14 protein-coding genes and 1 other RNA gene are annotated in these 19,474 nt (G+C 37.7%); 6 read left to right on the top strand and 9 right to left on the bottom strand.

Annotation, left to right across the window (positions count from 1 at the left end):
• Positions 1–37 precede the first annotated feature (37 nt).
• Positions 38–136: signal recognition particle sRNA small type (gene ffs, locus HND50_20280), an RNA gene on the bottom strand.
• 172 nt (positions 137–308) lie between these two features.
• Here ffs and HND50_20275 point away from each other — a divergent pair.
• The 6 genes from HND50_20275 to HND50_20250 all read left to right on the top strand — a co-directional run bounded on the left by HND50_20275 (position 309) and on the right by HND50_20250 (position 7,812).
• The gene (locus HND50_20275) at positions 309–1,103 is read left to right on the top strand and encodes a LysE family transporter (GenBank protein NOG47587.1); all 795 of its coding nucleotides are present in this window, start codon (positions 309–311) and stop codon (positions 1,101–1,103) included.
• Positions 1,104–1,123: 20 nt separating this feature from the next.
• Positions 1,124–4,180, top strand: a complete 3,057-nt coding sequence (locus HND50_20270) for a xanthan lyase (GenBank protein NOG47586.1) — start codon at positions 1,124–1,126, stop codon at positions 4,178–4,180.
• A gap of 39 nt (positions 4,181–4,219) precedes the next feature.
• A complete protein-coding gene (locus tag HND50_20265; protein NOG47585.1) occupies positions 4,220–4,840 on the top strand; it encodes a YkgJ family cysteine cluster protein in 621 nt (206 codons plus the stop codon).
• A 411-nt stretch (positions 4,841–5,251) separates the two neighbouring features.
• Positions 5,252–5,620 carry a M23 family metallopeptidase gene (locus HND50_20260; protein ID NOG47584.1) on the top strand — a complete coding sequence of 123 codons (369 nt, stop codon included), beginning with the start codon at positions 5,252–5,254 and terminating at the stop codon, positions 5,618–5,620.
• A 152-nt stretch (positions 5,621–5,772) separates the two neighbouring features.
• On the top strand, positions 5,773–6,849 hold the full coding sequence (locus HND50_20255) for a M20/M25/M40 family metallo-hydrolase (GenBank protein ID NOG47583.1): 1,077 nt from the start codon (positions 5,773–5,775) through the stop codon (positions 6,847–6,849).
• A gap of 12 nt (positions 6,850–6,861) precedes the next feature.
• Entirely contained in the window at positions 6,862–7,812 is a 951-nt protein-coding gene (locus tag HND50_20250) for a hypothetical protein (GenBank protein NOG47582.1), read from the top strand.
• A 2-nt stretch (positions 7,813–7,814) separates the two neighbouring features.
• Here HND50_20250 and HND50_20245 read toward each other — a convergent pair whose 3' ends face one another.
• From HND50_20245 to HND50_20210, 8 genes are all read right to left on the bottom strand, one after another.
• Entirely contained in the window at positions 7,815–8,315 is a 501-nt protein-coding gene (locus HND50_20245; GenBank protein NOG47581.1) for a DUF2007 domain-containing protein, read from the bottom strand.
• A complete protein-coding gene (locus HND50_20240) occupies positions 8,312–8,887 on the bottom strand; it encodes a sulfoxide reductase heme-binding subunit YedZ (protein ID NOG47580.1) in 576 nt (191 codons plus the stop codon). Before HND50_20240 ends, HND50_20245 begins: the two co-directional genes overlap by 4 nt.
• Positions 8,887–9,210 (bottom strand): type II toxin-antitoxin system RelE/ParE family toxin, encoded by a 324-nt coding sequence (locus HND50_20235; protein ID NOG47579.1) that lies wholly within the window; start codon positions 9,208–9,210, stop codon positions 8,887–8,889. The genes HND50_20240 and HND50_20235 overlap by 1 nt, the downstream gene beginning before the upstream one ends.
• A complete protein-coding gene (locus tag HND50_20230) occupies positions 9,207–9,497 on the bottom strand; it encodes a type II toxin-antitoxin system Phd/YefM family antitoxin (GenBank protein NOG47578.1) in 291 nt (96 codons plus the stop codon). The genes HND50_20235 and HND50_20230 overlap by 4 nt, the downstream gene beginning before the upstream one ends.
• Before the next feature lie 85 nt (positions 9,498–9,582).
• A complete protein-coding gene (gene msrP, locus HND50_20225) occupies positions 9,583–10,536 on the bottom strand; it encodes a protein-methionine-sulfoxide reductase catalytic subunit MsrP (GenBank protein NOG47577.1) in 954 nt (317 codons plus the stop codon).
• 180 nt (positions 10,537–10,716) lie between these two features.
• Entirely contained in the window at positions 10,717–11,427 is a 711-nt protein-coding gene (locus tag HND50_20220) for a hypothetical protein (GenBank protein NOG47576.1), read from the bottom strand.
• A gap of 95 nt (positions 11,428–11,522) precedes the next feature.
• Positions 11,523–16,214 (bottom strand): ATP-binding cassette domain-containing protein, encoded by a 4,692-nt coding sequence (locus tag HND50_20215; protein NOG47575.1) that lies wholly within the window; start codon positions 16,212–16,214, stop codon positions 11,523–11,525.
• A gap of 115 nt (positions 16,215–16,329) precedes the next feature.
• Complete coding sequence (locus tag HND50_20210; GenBank protein NOG47574.1) at positions 16,330–19,389, bottom strand: efflux RND transporter permease subunit; 3,060 nt, start codon at positions 19,387–19,389, stop codon at positions 16,330–16,332.
• Positions 19,390–19,474 lie beyond the last annotated feature (85 nt).

Here is a 19,474-nt window from a genome sequence, read left to right as displayed (position 1 = left end):
AAGATTAAAACTAAAAGATTAAAGAAAGACGAAACTAAAAAGCCAGGTAAACCCACGGCACATATTTGTTCACTAACCGCTGCTCCCTTCCGGGCCTGACGGAGTTGGGCGAAGTCCTATTGCGTGGGGCCTGGCCGTTTTAAATTTCATTTTTGTTTTCAGGCTTGCAAACTTACTCAAATCATTGGATTGTGTCAACCAATTGATCACGTGATTTTTACGCAGAAATAAATTTTTTAAATAAATCCAGAAATGTTAATTTTTATAAAGATTGTCAATTGACTAACTCAATTAATTTCATTTAAATAATGCTTGAAAATATTCTAACAATTTCTGTAACAGGATTTCTGGCCGGGTTTATTTTTTCAATGCCTGTGGCAGGGCCAATAAGTATAATAATCACATCAAAAGCTTTGGAAGGAAAGCTACGTTTTTGTGCCAGAACTGCAATAGGAAATGTTATTGCAGAATTCTTATACATTATGCTGGCTGTATTCGGAATTGCAACACTTTATCCATATTATAAACCAGCCATCCCTTATCTTTTGCTGGCAGGATCTATACTTTCCCTCACCATGGGCATACGAATCCTGAAAACTAAAATTGAACTGACAAAAATAGACACAAAAAAAATCATAACAGATAAACTGGCAAACCGTGGTGGGTTCCGGATTGGATTCTTTCTGAGCCTGACAAACCCAACCTTATTTTTGGGCTGGCTTGTAACATCGTTTATGGTGTTTTCATTTGTATCATCTTTGGGATTTGAAACTGGCGGTCTTGAAAAAGCGCTAAATTCAAATGTCGATGCTGTTTCCCAAATAGCCGGGCCGGAATTTAATCATGAAATTAAAGCTAATCCGGAGAATGAAAAAACTAATGAAGGCAATGAAAGTATTTCCGTTGTTTTATTAACAATTATTTATGCACTTACAGCTGCCGTTGGAGGGCTGGCCTGGTTGTATGGTTATGCCCGTTTCGTTGTCAGGCATCGCAGCAAACTGAATATTGATTTTATAAACAGACTTATTCAAGCTCTCGGAATTATTTTGTGCTTTTTATCGATTTACCTCTTTTATAAAGGAATAGCTTCAATTTCTTAACTACAAACAAAGGTTTAAGTATGTTTTCTAAAAAATTATTTTTTGTATTAACCTCAATCTTATTTTTTATTGCCTGCCAACCGGAATTAATCCGCAAGGGGCAAAAATATGATTATTCCGGGATGGATTACGAAACAAAAGAGCTTCATAAAAAAGTAGAAGACTTTGTTTTTTTGGTACAATCGTCCGGTTATCCAATCAAAATTCATCCGGTTACGCGAATTAAAAAACTTTCTTTAAATAAAGAAAAAAAAGAAATAATAATAGAGTTTTCCAAGCCATTTTCGTACATACCTTTCCGCGAAGATAATGTGCTGCAAACATATTCTGAATTACGGAAAACATTAGGGGATGATTACAACAATTATTCTCAAAAAATTATAACACTGAACCAACCAATCGAAAACCTTATCCCAAACTATTACCGTCCAAACAGAGACGGATGGGATAATTCCCGTTTAGCCATAAAGAGCGAAAACAAGCCAAAACCCATTGTTAGAAAAGTTAATAAAAACAACTATTCTTCTCATGGATTGTATGGAAATAATATTGCTTTATGGCATAGCCACGGATGGTATTATGACCAATATCGTGATAGATGGTTGTGGCAACGTGCGCGTCTGTTTGGTACAGTTGAAGATTTATCACCCATGTCATTTACAATCCCATATCTGGTCCCGATGTTAGAAAACGCCGGGGCAAATGTTTTCCTCCCACGCGAGCGTGACACACAAATAAATGAAATAATTGTAGATAATGATTCTCTGCATCAGGATGAAAACAGGACCTCCTATTCTGAAAACAGAAGTGGCAATTTAAAGGCCTGGTTTAGCGGAAATGAATCTGGTTATGCGATAGGCCAACAGCCATACCATGTAAACTTCAACCCGTTTTCAAGTGGTACCTATCGTTTTACAGAATCCGATACTATGGCCACAGCCCATATTAATTGGACACCATCCTTCCCCGATGAAGGACATTATGCTGTTTATATTTCCTACAATAGTAGCATAGAGAATGTTGACGATGCCTTGTATACCGTTCATCATACAGGTGGTAAAACTGAGTTTCTTGTTAACCAGCAGATTGGCGGTGGCACATGGATTTATTTGGGCACATTTAAATTTGGAAAAGGTTATCATCCTCAAAATGGACGGGTTACACTTTCTAACAAAAGCAGGCATTTGGGCAAGATTGTTTCTGCGGACGCCGTAAAGTTTGGCGGCGGTTTAGGCAAAGTTTTGCGGGGCGACAGGACTAGTGGCAGACCAAAATTTACAGAAGCTGCCCGCTATTGGTTACAAACTGCCGGTTTCCCGGATACACTTGTATACAGTTTAAATGACAATAAAAGTGATTATAAAGACGACTATCAAAGCCGTGGTGAATGGGTAAATTATTTGGTTGGCGCTCCAGCCGGCCCAAACAAAAATCGCAATGTTCCGGGTTTAGGAATTCCAATTGATCTTTCACTTGCCTTTCATACAGATGCGGGAATTACCAAAACTGATACTACATTTGGCACCCTGCAAATTTACAGCTTAACCGGAGCGGACACACAAACCGTATTTCCTAGTGGAATTTCACGAATGGCCAACCGGGATTTGTCCGACCTGGTACAAAGCCAGCTTGTTGATGACATAAAAAAACTATTTGATGCCGAATGGACAAGGCGTTTTTTGATGGATGCACAATATAGCGAGGCTTATCGTCCCAATGTTCCTTCCACCTTATTAGAGCTATTGTCGCATCAAAACTTTTTTGATATGAAATTTGCATTAGATCCGCGTTTTCGTTTTCATGCATCACGGGCAATTTATAAAGCCATGTTACGTTTTATCGCCACGCAGAATAAAAGGGACTATATAGTTCAGCCCCTTCCGGTTGATCATTTTAGCGCAGTTTTTGACAATTCTGGAAATATAATTCTTAACTGGCAACCCAAGGCCGATCCGCTTGAACCGACTGCTAATGCAAACTCTTACAAAGTTTATACACGAATCAATAAAGGTGGTTTTAACAATGGCCAGATTGTAGAACAGAATCAATTTAAACTTAATAATCCAATCGCCGGACAAATATACAGTTTTAAAGTAACAGCCTTAAACGATGGCGGAGAAAGTTTCCCATCCGAAATATTAGCAGTTTGCAAAATGGACGATAACCGTAGGCCGATATTAATTGTTAACGGATTTGACCGTGTTGCCCCGCCTGCAACAATTGATCAGGGTGATTGGCAGGGTTTTGCTTACAACCTTGATAATGGTGTTCCTGACAAATATGATATTAGTTTTATTGGCGATCAGCACAATTTTGATAAGAACAGTAAATGGGTTTCGGATGACCGGACCGGCCATGGTGCCAGTTACGCTGACCAGGAGACGAAAGTAATTGCCGGCAATACATTTGATTATCCATTTATCCATGGGGATGCAATTAAAACAGCTGGTTTTTCATTTGTTTCTGCCAGTGATGAAGCGGTTATGGATGAGCAAATTAAATTGCAAAACTACAATATCGTTGATTTGATTATGGGCGAGGAGAAGGAAACCGGTTGGCAGCGAACCGAACTTGATTCAATCCGTGGCACAGAATTTAAAACCTTTCCTGAAAAGTTAAAACGGCAGGTTCGAACATTTTTATCTTCCGGCGGCTCCCTCTTTTTATCAGGCGCCTACATAGGAACAGATTTATTTCATGGTAAGGAAACCTACCCCGACAAACTTTTTGCCCGTGAAGTTTTAAAAATGAGATGGGTGGCAAATCATGCAGTTAAAAACGGTGATGTTTTTACCGTAAAAAAATCCGCTTTCCAATTTCCTGAAAATTTTACTTTCAACACTAAGTATAATACAAATATTTACAGGGTTGAAGCACCGGATGCCATCCGGGGATTTGGTGGATCTAAAACAATAATCCGTTACAAAGAAAATGGTTTTAGTGCCGGAATTGCGTTTTCAGGAAAATATAAAATAGTCACCTTTGGCTTTCCATTTGAAACGATTTCAGAAAAAGAAAACAGAGTGCAAATAATGAAAACTGTTATTGACTTTTTTGAAGCCAAAATACCAAAATAGCCTGTGAATGATTTAGTTATATAATAAAGTGAATCTAAAATGAAAACATCGCAAGGTTTTCCGGCGGGTAATTTTTCAACCTGGCTTAAACAAATCCGTAATACGCAAAAAAATAACACCGGAATGGATGTGCCTTGTGGCGAATGTACTGCCTGTTGCACTTCGTCGTTTTTTATCCATATAAAACCTAAAGAGAAAAAAACCATAAACCGAATTCCGAAAGAACTTTTATTTCCGGCACCGGGACTTCCCAAAGGCAATGTTCTTATGGGCTATGATAAAAATGGTCACTGTCCTATGTTTGTTAATAGCGCGTGTTCCATTTATGATGACCGGCCCCTAACATGCCGTAATTATGATTGCCGCATATTCCCGGCAACCAGCATCAATGAGAGTGAAAAAGAAATAAGTCAAATATCTCAACAAGCTGAAAAATGGATGTTTGACTATTCAAATGAAAATGATCTCAGTAATCAACTAGCTATCAAATCTGCTGCCATTTTTATAAAAGAAAATGCAAAGCTATTCCCAAGTGGATTCCTGCCTTTAAATTCTACACAATTGGCAATATTTGTTTTAAAAATATATCCGGTTTTTAGCGAGGGTAAAAGCTTGTCTGATACAGAAAAAATTGTAAATGAAATAGTTGATGCAGTTTGAAACATTGACTAATAATTATTAGAAAACACCTCTAAACCCGAAACTTGATATTGGAATACTACGCAATATTTGCCAAGCAGATAACCGAACAAATACATGTATGTTAATTATTCTTGATCAGGCAAATTAATCAAAAAAAGCAGAATTGAATTAAATCAGAACTGCTTAATAGATAGGTGTTGATTCTTATTGAGAATTTTTAATAAGATGATTCAAATTTAATGCATGTACCATGTCTGATAGAGTTTATAAATGGTTCGGAAGCCAGAAATGGGACTTGCTTTCCCAAGCCTGACCAGAACTGATGTCTTCTTCATCAGAAAACCAAAAAGCTAATTTGTTGTGCAGGCACTATAATGCTACTAAAATGTCTGACCTACCCAACCAGATCAGTATGCATTTGATTTTGATATGCCGATAGGTACAATTTTTATTGCCTCACGAGCAGGTACTGTTCATACTGTTGTTGAAAATGCTCCAAGTGATGGTGGTGGGATTGGTAATTACATTTTAATTGACCATGGCGATAAGACATATGCTTATTATCTGCATTCACCAATGGATGGTATTGATGTTAAAGTCGGCGATAAAGTTAAGCAAGGCAGTCCTCTTGGAGTAACAGGCCGTTCTGGAAAGGCCGGATACCCTCACTTACATTTTATTGTTGTTAAAGGATCACCTGCTTATCCTTATGAAGGGAAGGCCATATCATTTAAGAATGCTTCTCCATCACATACTGTCCTAAAAAGCTATGCAAAATACAAAGCCATAAATTACTAAGAATCAGAATGCCAAACTGATTAACTAATTTTCACAATTGGCTTTAAATATTTCCTTTATTTTATTACTTTGGGTTATTTAGTGATATTGTAAGCAAATTGCGGAATACTATCCTTTATATACAATCCAAGTTACAAAAAACGGTGATTACTATGAATGAGCGCATGATTAAACAGTTTATGGAAATGGTTAAAATTGAAAGTGAATCTGGAAATGAAGCTAACTTCATGAATTGGCTAAAACCGGAGTTTGAAAAACTTGGGGCCAACGTCATTATTGACAGCTATGGAAACCTGATTGCTAAATTCGCAGAGCTTGGATGCTTTGGGAAAGATTGCATATTATTTTCCTGCCATGGCGATACTGTCCAACCCGGCAAAGGCATTGAGCCTGTTTTAAAAGATGGCGTCATTCGATCCAAAGGAAATACAATTTTGGGCGCAGATGATAAAGCGGGAATTGCTGAGTTACTTGAAGCTTTAAGAATTGCAAAGGTTCATCCGCCTGTGGAAGTAGCCATAAGCCGCCATGAAGAAGTTGGTTTGCTTGGAGTAAAAGAACTTGACTTCGCCCAATTCAAAGCAAAAAAAGGTTACCTGCTGGATAATGATGAACTTGAAACAATTATAATCGGCGGGCCATCTTATTACGCCATTGATGTTAATATAACAGGACGCGGCGCCCATGCAGGTATGGAGCCTGAAAAGGGAATTAATGCGATTCAAGCCGCTGCATTTGCCATTGCAAAATTACGATTAGGCCGACTTGATGAAGAGAGTACAGCCAATGTGGGTGTTATTAATGGCGGGATCATCCGTAATGGTGTACCCGATAGCGCCAATTTTCTTGCTGAGTGCCGTAGTTTAAATCATGAAAAAGCTGAAAAAATTTGCCGGGAAATGGAAACAATAATTCGGGATGAGGTTACAAGCAATGGCGCAGAAGTAGAAATACTTATCGATAATAAATGTAAAGCTGTTGAAATCAATCCTGATTCAGAAGTTGTTGAGATTTCGAAGAAAGCTTTGAATAGTGTTGGGATCAACGCGACAACCACTTTTATTACCGGCTTCACAGATGCATCCATTTATAATAATAACGGCATTGAAATGGCCGGTGTTGGGATCGGTGCAAAGCTTGAACATTCCACAGATGAACACATTTATATTTCGGATATGGAAAAGGCAAAAAATATGATAGTCGAAATTATGCGGCTTTCTGCTGAATAATCGGGAGTAGCTATGAAAAAAATTAATACTTCACATATTTTATTTTACTTATTGTCCGCACTCATTTTCTTCTTTCTGGGAATGGTATTTGCGGGTATTACAGGAGCGGGGAAAAATCAAGGCTTAGCCGGTGGCGCAATAGTTTTGGGTTATGGCGTAATGAGCGGGGTAATTGTTTTTATTTTAGCCATTGTTTTAGCCCGCTATTTGAAAAACGAATTGATTGTTTTAATTAATAAGATTTATGCTGCTTTACTTATTATATTTCTACTTTTTTCCATTTACAGATACAACACAAACCGATCAGATTTGAATCCAGATAATCAACCCCAAAAGACAAAAGTAACCACGAGTTCTGTTTCCATGATTTCTGCTCCACAGGCGCTGAACAGCAATAAGCCGCCCATGGGTCTTGGGATGGCCAAACCAAATTTCCACGATTTACACGTTCTTTATTTTTATAACAATCCCAACCTGGAAAAATCAATTTCTGACCATTTGCCAACTGACAGCCTGGTTTTTAAAAGAACTGAACGGGGAATTGAAATCAGCTACGCCCCACCATGGTTCGCTCCTGCTCATTTAAAACTGGATTATGATATTCTCTATTTACGCATTATTTCAATCCAATCTGGTTTTATTGAGGTTTTAGTAAATGAGTATAATGGTCAAAAATCCTATTTAAGTAAAACTAATTGCCAGATAAAGTTTTGGCCAGAATTTTTATTAACCATAAACAGCATCGAACCGTTACAGCCCCAGAATAATCTAATCCGGATAAAACCTTTATCACACGCTGCCCCAATCAACATGCAGGAATATGCTTTTCTAAAAGTTTTGCGTATTTCGAACCAATGGGCTTATGTTGAACAGTTTGATGATGGTTTTAAATCCCTTGGAAAAGGTTGGGTTAAGTGGCGGGAAAACGGTCAGCTGATTGTCTCCTATTCATTGTTAAGCTAGCGTCAAACAATAAATTTAATCAAAATAAACAACCCAAATAACGATAAAAGTGAAGCTAAAGTAAGCTTAAAACCACCATCTAAATTTAAATGCGAATTGTTTTTTATTAAGATGGCTTTTAATAAATGGTAAAGATTTAACGGAGGGATAACAAGCCCGATAATTATTGCTGCGTTAAGGCAATGGTTATATTCATTTACAGTTTTATTATCAATCTCTTCAGATCCTTCAGAATACGACATGCCTTTCACAGACCGCTCATTCCCCAGATAATCTTTTATTACCGTTTTGGCAATTTCTACATCCTGTGGATGAACCTGAATTTCCATTGGACCTGTAATGGGATTATATCCGGTGGAAAATTGACCGACACCAAATAGGTTTTGCAGGTTTTCATTTTTTGTAAAAAATTTTATGCCCTGCCCTTCTAAAATGGATTGAACCATAATGTGGTCAGTCTGATTTTGTGAAGTATAAACTGTAATTATCTTATTAGATTTCATTTTCTTTTTTGGGATTTGATTGTTCGAATTCCAAAGAGTGCCGTAAAAATAATTGCAAAAATCATAGGCTCAGTGATATCCTTTTTGACCAGCCACCAAAAATGAACAACCCCTAAAACCGCAACCAAGTAAACCAGGTAATGAAGCTTTTTCCATTTTTTGCCCAACCGTCTAATCCAGCCTTTTGTAGAAGTTATGGCCAGCGGAATCAGCAAAATAAACGCCGAAAAACCAATCGTAATAAACGGCCGTTTGGAAATATCTTCAACAATTTCGGGCCATTCAAAAAAGCGATCCAATCCAAGGTATACTCCAAAATGCAGAAAAGCATAAAAAAATGTAAACAAACCAATCATTCGTCTAAACTGAATAATTTTATTCCAGCCGCTGAATTTCCTTATTGGCGAAATTGATAGAGTGGCTACTAAAAAAATTAAAGTCCAGAAACCGGTTTGGCGTAATAATTCTTCAATTGGGTTTGCCCCAAGGTTATCTGTAAAAGCAGCATAGATCAAATACAATATTGGGAGTAAACAAAAGAAGACAAGTACAGGTTTGATTTTTTTTATCATTAATCATCTATTCGTCTTAAAAGTAACTCACGGATATTTCTACGACCATCGAGAACTGCCAAAATATAAACATCCCTATCTTCAACTCGATAAATAATTCTATAAGGTTTAAAATGAATCTCTTTGTAGTTCTTTTTAATTAAACTTTCCAACTCTGGTATTGAATGTCCTCGCAAAGGAAAAGTATCTAATGAAAAGATACTTTCCTCAATTCTGGAAATTAGTTTGGTGGCGTTGTTAAGTGAATCATTTAGATAGACGTATTCAAATATTTCGTTGATATCCTTTAGAGAACTTGGAGTTAGAGTAACATTAAAATTCATTTTTCATTCTGTTCTCTAAATTGATCTATATTGTTTCTGATCTGTTTAAAAGCTTCTTTGGCTGGAATTGTTTTTCCTTCCTTAATTTCCTGTTCACGTTGACTCAACAATTTCAGCATGTTCAGCGTATTCTGTGTGATCTCAAAATCCTCAATGCTTTGCACAACTGCTTTGGCCTCACCGTTTTGGGTGATTACATATGTTTCCTGGTTATCGGATACATTTTTTAAAATTTCGGAAGCATGGGCTTTGAAGTAGCTCACCGGTTTAATATTTTTTAATTTCATATTCAGTCCTTTTTTAGGTCTTAATATAGTCCGAATAAAGACCTATGGCAAGTTCTTTAAAAATCTTTATATATAAATTTGCTAACTAAAACCATTTATTAAGGTCTAACTTGGAATACATTTGACCAACTTGTTCTGTGTAGCCATTAAACAGATCTGTTTCCTGCTTAAAAAAATTGCCCAAACGCCTTTCCCTTTTTTGGCTCCAGCGCGGATGATCAACATTTGGGTTTACATTGGCAAAAAACCCATACTCACGAGGCGCAGCTACATTCCAGGTATTACGTGGCATTTTATCCACAAAGCGGATTTTTACTATGGATTTAATACTTTTAAACCCATATTTCCATGGCACAACCAATCGGATTGGAGCGCCGTTTTGATTTGGTAAAATCCGGCCATACAGTCCAACAGCAAGAAGCGTCAATGGGTTCTTTGCTTCATCCATACGCAAACCTTCAATATATGGCCAGGGTAAAACTGAACTTCTAAGTCCGGGCATTTGTTTAGGATCATTCAAAGTAGTGAACTCAACATACTTTGCTTTTGAAGTTGGATCAGCCTTATTTATTATTGCGCTCAATGGAATGCCAATCCACGGCACAACCATGCTCCATGCTTCAACACAACGTAAACGATAGATCCTTTCTTCCAGCTGGTTATTTTTTACTATATCATCAACATCATAATTGCCAGGTTTATTACAGTGACCTGAAATTTCAACTTTCCAGGGTTTGGTTTTCAAAGTATGGGCATAGTCAGCCGGATCATCTTTGCCGGTGCCAAATTCATAAAAATTATTATACGTGGTTATATTTTCCCATGAATTTTTTTTCTCTACTGTACTAAATTTGCTTGGCTTCACATCTTTTAGCTCTCGCAACCCCGAATTATTTTGAGCAGCAAAAAGTGACTGGCTGTTTAAGGCCATTCCACCAACTGTAGCCAGTGAAAATTTTATAAACTTTCGTCGATTTACATAATCCTGTTCATCTGTAATTTCCGAGCTCTTAATATCCGGCGATTTATTTATTAACATATTAAAGTCTCCATATTTCATTTTCCAAACGCAAATTTCCGATCAAATAATTCTGCAAATCATTATTAAAAATAAACTTAAATATTCACAAAAAGTTAAAAAATAGATAATAGGATCATTAGATTGGAATTTGTTTTATTTGCATAAAGAAGGGAGGAAAACCAATTACAAGATAAGGATTTATTGGATGAATTTTTCACGTTTCTGTAAGCGAAATAATCCGCCAAGAATTGTAAGGATTGATCCAATCACAAGATACAGACGGTTATAAAAAACTGTCTCATCCCAAATTGAGAGATATACGTCATAAGGAAAATCGTATGGATTTAAAAAAATATTCCATTTACTAGATTCAAATATGCCGGCGCTTATCCAGAAAATAAGACCAATCAACACCATAACAGCTGCCGTTCCATTTCCATTTTTAATAAGCGTTGAAACCATAAAACAAAGGCTTCCAACAAAAAACACCGGAAACATAAGATGCCATGCCATCTCAAAAATTGGTACAGAAACGATTAAATAGGAACTTAGCCAGGAAAGAAAAACCAAAATAAAAAAAACGGTAAAAAGAATAATAATCAAACGAACAAGCCAAACTTTATATCGATAATTTGGGATCCCAAAAAGCATTTCCAAAGTACGGGAATCCATGTCATTTTGAATTCCAAAAGCAGTGGGATAAAATATTAACAATAGTCCCGGAAATATTATAGTATAATAAACATCTTCCTGGTCAGGATACCAATCTGCATCAAACAATCCAATCAGTGCAACAAACAGGTAAAAACCCACTCCTGCCAAAACAAAATAAATAAATTTATTTCCGAAAATTATCTTCAGGTTTACACGGACAATTGTAATTAAAAGTTTTAGTCTATTTAGTATCATTTTAGAACTTGTTCCAAGTTACATGTTACAAGCTGTAGTTTTTAACCTGCAACTCATAACTACCAATTCATTAATATAAAAAATTGAATGCAGCTTCATTTTTTCAGGAGCCACAAATAAGCGTCTTCTAAAGTTGGATTTACAGCAATTGCATCATCAAGAGGTTTGTCTTTTGACAAAACCCGGATCCTTATTTCATTTTCCATACGGGTATGATGAGTAACTTTCATTTCCTGACTAAGTGATTCAAATTTTTCTTCGCTTATGTTTGCCTGCCATACTTTCCCGTGTGCCTCACCGGCCATCTCCTGGGGAACTCCCAAATAACACAATTGGCCTTCGTTTAAAATAGCAACCCTGTCACAAGAGCTGGCAATATCTTCAATAATATGTGTTGAAAAAATGACAACCCTTTCACGGCTAAGCTCAACCAATAAATTTCTGAAACGTATTCGTTCACGCGGGTCAAGTCCTGCCGTGGGTTCATCCACAACAAGAATGCGCGGTAAATGCAATAAAGTTTGGGCAATGCCAACCCGCTGTTTCATTCCACCGGAAAAGGAGCCAATTTTTTTATTACGCGATTCATTCAAATGAACAGAATCCAAAACAAAATCAATTCTCTCCTGACGCACATTTTTATCGAGTAGATTTTTTAGAATTGCCTGGTAATTTAAAAATTCCTCTGCAGTGAGGTTTTCGTACATGCCAAAATCCTGTGGCAAATAACCAATTAGTCCCTGCAATTCCTCGCGGTGTTTATTTACATCATAACCATTAATTGAAAGAGTGCCGTAACTTTGATCCAGAACGCCGCAGATTATACGCATTAAAGTCGTTTTTCCTGCACCATTTGGGCCAAGTAAACCAAACATGCCATTCTCTATTTTTAAAGACACACCCTCAAGTGCAGTAAATGGTTGTTTTCGTTTACCCAACAATGGAACCACTGAAACTATTCTGTAAAATAATTTCCGTAGCCCGCTAAGACGCCCGCTTATTTTATTTATATCGATTTTTTGAAGGGTCAATTTACGTGCACCGGAATAAACAATTAGCATTACCGACCAAATCAAAAACATAAATATCGCTGCAGTCAGGCTTTCTAAACTTAAAAATATAAACAACACATTCAGGATTGGAACCCCCCAAAACAGAGTTGCAAAAATCCTGTTTTTCCATATTGATTTTTTCTCTTCATGTAAAGACAACAATGATTTAGCCAGATGCAGAGTCAATCCATAAATCACATGCATTAATACTACGATCCAAAAACCGGACTCAAGGTAGAAATAGACAAAATAAATCGAAAAACCCCAGATGATAAATTTCCAAATATCTTTAACAACAGTTTTTAACAACGGCGCCCCGTTTGAACCTGCAATATTTCGTTCTTTCTTGCGCTTCCACTCTTTTAAAAAACGGCCCGGCAACTCATACATCTTATAAACATTATTTATCTCTATGGTTATACTTTCACCACTTTTTATATAATCCGATTTCGCCTGTCGCAAACTATTTGCTATAAAATAGGTCAGACCCGGAATTATAAAACCCAATGCAAAATAGAGTGCGAACTGCCAGATCCAGCTTTCTATGTATAAATATATTGCAGTGGCCCCAACGATAAAAAAGAAAGCCTGAATAAGCTTACTAACCAATGGCAGTTCTTTAAACCAAATAATACTGTTTTCCAAACCGGAATAAATAGTCGGGATAAATACCAAAGTAAAAACTGTACTTAAAGAAAGCCCGCCAATTACTGCAATTGCAAATGGAGCAGCAATGCGTGTTACATATTGCTCTTCTCCTAAAGCTAAAGGGATCATTGCAACTATGGTTGTTAAAGCAGTGATAATAATCGGCCGTAAACGTGCCTGCCCGGAAAGCATAATTGCGCGCTGCATACGCATTCCTTTGCGCCTTAACTGCTGCGAATAGTCAATTAAAATTATGCCGTTATTAACAACTATCCCCAAAAGAATAAGCAGACCGATTAATACATTTACATTGGCGATTGTATTACCTGTAAAAATAATTGCCCATAAAGATCCGGTTGCGGCCAATGGGATTGTAAACATTATTATAAATGGTTTTACCAAAGACTCAAATACCGATGAAAGAATCATAAATATGAGGATGAAAGCCACAATAAAAAGAAATTTAAAATCACCCAAATCAACTTCATCATGTTCTATCTGGATGGCGATTCCGCTTGGCAAAGCTACTGATGCGACTGCATCTTCAACTTCATCTTGCGCTGCCTCTAAAAGTGTGGACGAACTATTAATCTCCGATAAGTAATAAAAGCTCAGCTCAATTCGCCGTTCCTGATTGACGCGGTTAATGCCTGCACTTCCCTCTGCAACAAAAACTTCACTAATTTGACCAAGAGGATAAACCGCTCCTGTCTGGGATTGAATATTTAACTGCTCAAGATCATTTCTGTCCTTTTCTTCAAGATTTGCGTTGCGGATAACAATATCATACTCATCCAATCCATCTTTAAAAGACATGCCCGTGGATATTTCACTTTGGAATGATGAAAGCTCTGATGCGATTGTACTAAGGGTTATTCCCAAACGGGACAATTGCTCACGATCGAACAGTAAATGGATTTCCGGGCGTTTTCGTGTTGCATTATTTCTAATCCGGCTTATGGATGAAAGTTCATCCAATTCACTTTCTACATCATCTGCAAAAACACGCATCAGGTTAAAATCTTTGCCGGTTATTATTATTTTGCCGCCTGTAGACGAAAGGCCCAAAGCAGACATTAACCCACCGCCCATTGCACCACCAGGACCTCCGCCGCCACCGCCTCGTCCACTAAAACGTTCGCTATTATCCGGTTGCTCAAAACTCACATCGGCAGTACGGTAGCGGTCAATTATTTCATTAAGAAACTCTTTTACATCTGCAATGCTGCGATCATCAATTTCTTTATAATCTTCTTTTAGTTTTAATGTCAGCACAGCCTCCTGTTCATAGATTTGGCTGACAACATCTTGCAATTCTTCTATCTCCGTAAACTTTCCCTCCAACTCCTGCACCGCAAGATCTGTACTTTCCAGGGTGGCACCTTCCGGCATCGTCACATAAAGATTAAAATCCTCCAGCTCAATATCTTCAGTTTTCGTCATTCCTAAAAGAAGTGCCCAAACAACACTTAGAACAAAAATCACTACAGTAATAATTATTGTGCGCGCCGGGTAACGCAACATGGTTTTTAAGATTAAATTATAAAAAGGTAAAAACTTTCCTGCTGTTAAAGAAAATTGTATTGAGTCGGCTGAACCATTTCCCCTCGATAGAAAATAATGTGCCGCCATTGGTATTAAAATCAACGCCACAATTAATGAAATGAGCAAAGTAGATATTATCGAAACACCAATCTGAAAACCGATTGTGCGAATCATATACTCATCTGCAAAAAGAAAAGGTAGAAAAATGGCTATAGTAGTTAATGTCGATGCAGAAACCGAGCGGGCCATTTGCATGGTTCCTTGTTTGGTGGCGGATAAAAAGTCGGATGTTTTTCTGGCATTACGATAAATATTTTCTAAAACAACGACACTGTTATCCAGCAACATGCCAATCGCCAATGCAATTCCAACCAGGGTAAGACTGTTTAAAGTAATGTCGTAAGCATAAAAAACATTGAATGCAGTTAAGACAGAAACAGGGATTGTAACGGCAATTATCAAAACCAGACGCAGGTTACGTAAAAAATACCACAAGATAATTATAGCAAGGATGCCACCCCAAAATGCAAGCTCGATTATCAGATCAATATTATCTTCAAGTATTTCAGCACTATCCTGTTGAACAACAATTTCAATATCCTGCTGGGCCAGAGTTTTATTTAGCCTCTCAATTACCGAGTGTGTTTCGTGAGATAAGGAAATAAGGTTTACCTGGGTATCCCGGACAAGCTGCATGGTTACGGCTTCTTTGCTATTCACGCGGCTGATAGATGTCTCTTCCTGGAGATCAAAAGTTATATCGGCAATATCTTTTAGCAGGATGTTTCGCTGAGCATCAACAACAATATTTTCAATTTCGTGGATACGCGTATAGTCGCCAATTACATTGACCGTATTTTTTAGCTGATAATTATTTACCTGCCCGATATAAGTCGTACTTTGCCGGTATTGGGCAATTAGCGATCGTATCCTTCCCGGCGTGATTCCATATGCCTCTGTTTGCTGGTTATCCAGAACAATATTTACAGCACTAAGCTGGCCGCCAAAAACTTCTACATTAGCAATACCGTCAATGGATTCAAACTCCTGCTTTATCTCTTTATCGATTATTGTACGAATGCGATCAATGCCACCGCTTCCCCTAACCTGAAGATTCATAAACATGTTACTCAGATCCTGGGTATCAATTTTAATAACCTGAACAAAGAAATCAGCCGCTAAAGAAGCTTTTATTCCATCTACTTTTTCCTGTAATTTCAGGAAAGCATATTTCATGTTTGTTGTAGAACGGTAGCTGATGAAAATACTGCCAAAACGACGCCCGGCATAGGATTCTATTTTATCAACATCTTCCAGCGTGCCCACAGCACTTTCCAATGGAATTAACGCTTCACGCTCCAGATAGTCGGGATCCATTTCCCGCCCGGAACCGATCTGAACAATTAGATACGGCAACTCAATTATCGGAAGTAATTCAAGCTGAAGCTGTTTGTATGATATGAATCCTAACAACGAGAGCCCTAAAAAGAGCATTGAGATAAAGACTTTACGCTGCAGAAATGATGTAATTTTTTTTGCCATAATGTTTATTATTTGGATTGCATTAACTGTGTTAATGTCTGAACCGACACAGTCGATTCACTCCAAAGCTGTTCGAAATTGTAAATATTAATCCCCTCACTGTAGGGGAACTTGTTCAGGCTCTCCGCAATTTTTCCATGTAATAATAAACACAAGGGATTACAATAAGCGTCAAACCTGTAGAGCTGATTAAACCGCCTATAACAGCCACTGCCATGGGCGCTCGTAGCGCGGCACTTTCGCCAAAACCGATTGTTAAAGGCAACAAAGCCAAAATAGTTGTTAAGCTGGTCATAATTATCGGCCGGATACGCTGTTGGCCTGCTTCAACTATGGAAGCAATTAATTCTACTCCATTACGGCGTTGCCTGTTTATTGCATCCACTAAAATTATAGAATCGTTTACAGCAATCCCCATGAGCATAATTATGCCAATGTAGGCCATTACATTCAGGTTCATGTTTAAAACAAAGAAAATTAAAATTGCACCAACGGCTGCCAACGGAACTGTTAAAATTATTGTGAATGGGTGTAACAGGGATTCAAACTGCGAAGCCAAAACCATATAAATCAGAACAATAGAAAGCAATAATGCAAACTTAAGGGTTGCAAAAGATTCACTGCGTTTTTCTTCTTCGCCGGTAATTTTAAAACTATAATTTGGAGGGAAAGTAATTTTATCCAATTCCGATTGGACCTGTGCAACGATTTCTGAAAGAGAATAATTTTCATCAAAGTCTGCACTAATCCAGGCAATACGTTTTTGATTGCGACGGTAGAGTTCGCGCTCAGAATCAATAACATTAAAATTAGCCAGATCGGTTAATGGAATTTTTTTCTCGCCGCTATAAATATATGCTTGCTCAAGATCGGTCAAGCTCAATTCCGGATAGTTTACATTTATTTCCCGCAGCTCTCCCTGGTATTCCCAGGAACCAGAGTTTTGCCCGCCCAATAATTCTTTTAACTGACTACTGATTTGTTCAATACTTAGATTGTTATATCCGGCAACTACACGGTCAATAACCAAATTAACCTGCGGCCTGCCGGTTTGAACGCTGGTTTCAATGTTTCGTAAAACTGGAAGATTCTTTAAGACACTCAAAGATTGCCCGGCCAAAGCTTTCAATTCCTCTTGTTCTTCACCTTCAATTTCCACAACAAGTGGCGCAGAAACATCCGTTCCCAAAGTGACGCTTAACGAAGAGCCTTCCGGTTTGAGTAAATATTCTACCTGTTCAAAAGAATCGAGATAAGCAGTTACAAATCCTGTAAAACGTTTTGCATACGCGTTGTTTTGTTGGTTAAACCTGATTTTTAATACCGCACTGTTTTCACTCTGAACCGATTCGCTCGTGTTACCGGAGACTGAGGATGGCATCTCACCAATTTGAGTATACATTTCAATCAAACTATCACCAATAACACTGGCCAGGCTTTTTTCAAAACCCTGAACAAACTTATCGGTGAAATCAAGATTGGTACCTTCGGGCAGCTTTATTTCCAGACTATATGATTCGCTTTTCCCTTTTGGTATAAATTCACTCTTCATATAAAATGCAGCCAGTACGGTCAACGCAACTACAATCACGGCCACACCAAGTACAATTTTTCTTTTAGAAAGTGTTGCTTCAAGAAAAGATTTATAACCCTCAAAACGGATCGATTCGCTCTGTGTTGATTTGTCTTTCAAAATCCAGTTGCTCAACATGGGAATCACTAAAATTGCAACAACCAGTGAAGCAATCAGTGAAAATGCTACCGTCCAGGCCTGCGCTTTAAACAACTCTGCTGAAGGGCCTTGTACATAAATTATTGGTAGAAAAACAATAATGGTTGTAATTGTTGAAGCTGTTATAGCACCAGATACCTGTGATGTTCCTTTTACTGCTGCCTCTTTTAGAGAAAGGCCTTCTTCCAGATTGCGAAAAATACTTTCCATTACCACAATGGCATTATCAACCAGCATTCCTGCTCCGAGAGCTAATCCGCCAAGGGTCATTATATTTAGCGATAAGTCATTAAAATACATCAGGTTAAACGTGGCAACAATGGAAATGGGTATGGCCAAACTTATGATAATTGTGGTACCTGCTCGTCTTAAAAAAACAAATAAAATTATTACTGCCAGTAAAATTCCATAAATGGCACTTTGTTCAACTTCATTGATGGCACTACTTATAAATTTAGCTTGGTTGCTGATCACAGAAAATTTATATCCCGGTAAAGCTTTTTTAATAACTTTTAAGGCTTCGATTACAGTTTCGGCAGCTGTGACAGTATTGGTTTTTGTCTCCTTATAAACAGCCAGCCCCACACTGCGCACACCATTAATTTTTACAATGCTCTGTGCATCTTTATTTACATATTTAACTTTGCCGATATCACTTAAAAATACCGGTATCTGGTTTTGGCCTTGTTCGTCCCCGCCTTTATAAGTAACTACTACCTTATTTATTTCATCAAGGTTTTCAAAAGCCCCCAAACCTTTAATCACATATTTTTTCCCAAGCTCTTCAATCGAACCGCCGGTTAAATCAAGATTAGCACTTTGAATTTGACTGGCAACGTCGGCAATACTGAGATTAAAAGCGTCAAGAATCTGTTCCTGAGTTTCTATGCGTACTTCTTTTTCCTGGCCACCCACAACTTCTACAGCCGCAACACCATCCAAGCGGATCAGTTCATTGCGGATATAATTATCACCAATACGGCGCAGGGCATCCATATCGGTAATTTCATCATGTGATAATCCAATCAGTAAAACAGGGGCTCCATTTGGATCATATTGAGAAAGGTTCAATTCATCGATGTCTGAGTTTTGAGAAAATTGTGCGAGGTTTTTTTGCAGATCCAGAAATGCTTCATCCATATCTGCATCCCAATCGTATTCAACTGTAATTTGGGCCTGACCCACACGCAGGATAGATGCCACCGAAACAACTTTTCTCTGGCGCATAACCAATGCTTCGATGTTGTCAATAAATTTGCGTTCCAGTTCTTCTGGAGGCAGCTCACCGGAAACCACTTCAATATAAATACGTGGATTATTCATATCCGGAAAGAGATCTACAGAAAGGCGATCAAAAGAGATTAACCCAAGCAGGCCAACTGCGCAGATGAGCATTAAAACAGTTACCGGGTATTTAACCGAAAATTCACTAATTGATTTCATAATTATTTTCTTATTTACACCTTTTTCCCAAAACACAATCTCTCAGGAAAGAGGTTTATATTATGTTTACAGAAGAGTAGGTTAT

Source organism: Calditrichota bacterium, from assembly GCA_013112635.1.
GTDB lineage: Bacteria > Calditrichota > Calditrichia > Calditrichales > J004 > JABFGF01.
The sequence above is the reverse complement of the archived record's forward strand: the minus strand, read 5'-3'. Positions and strand labels throughout refer to the sequence as shown.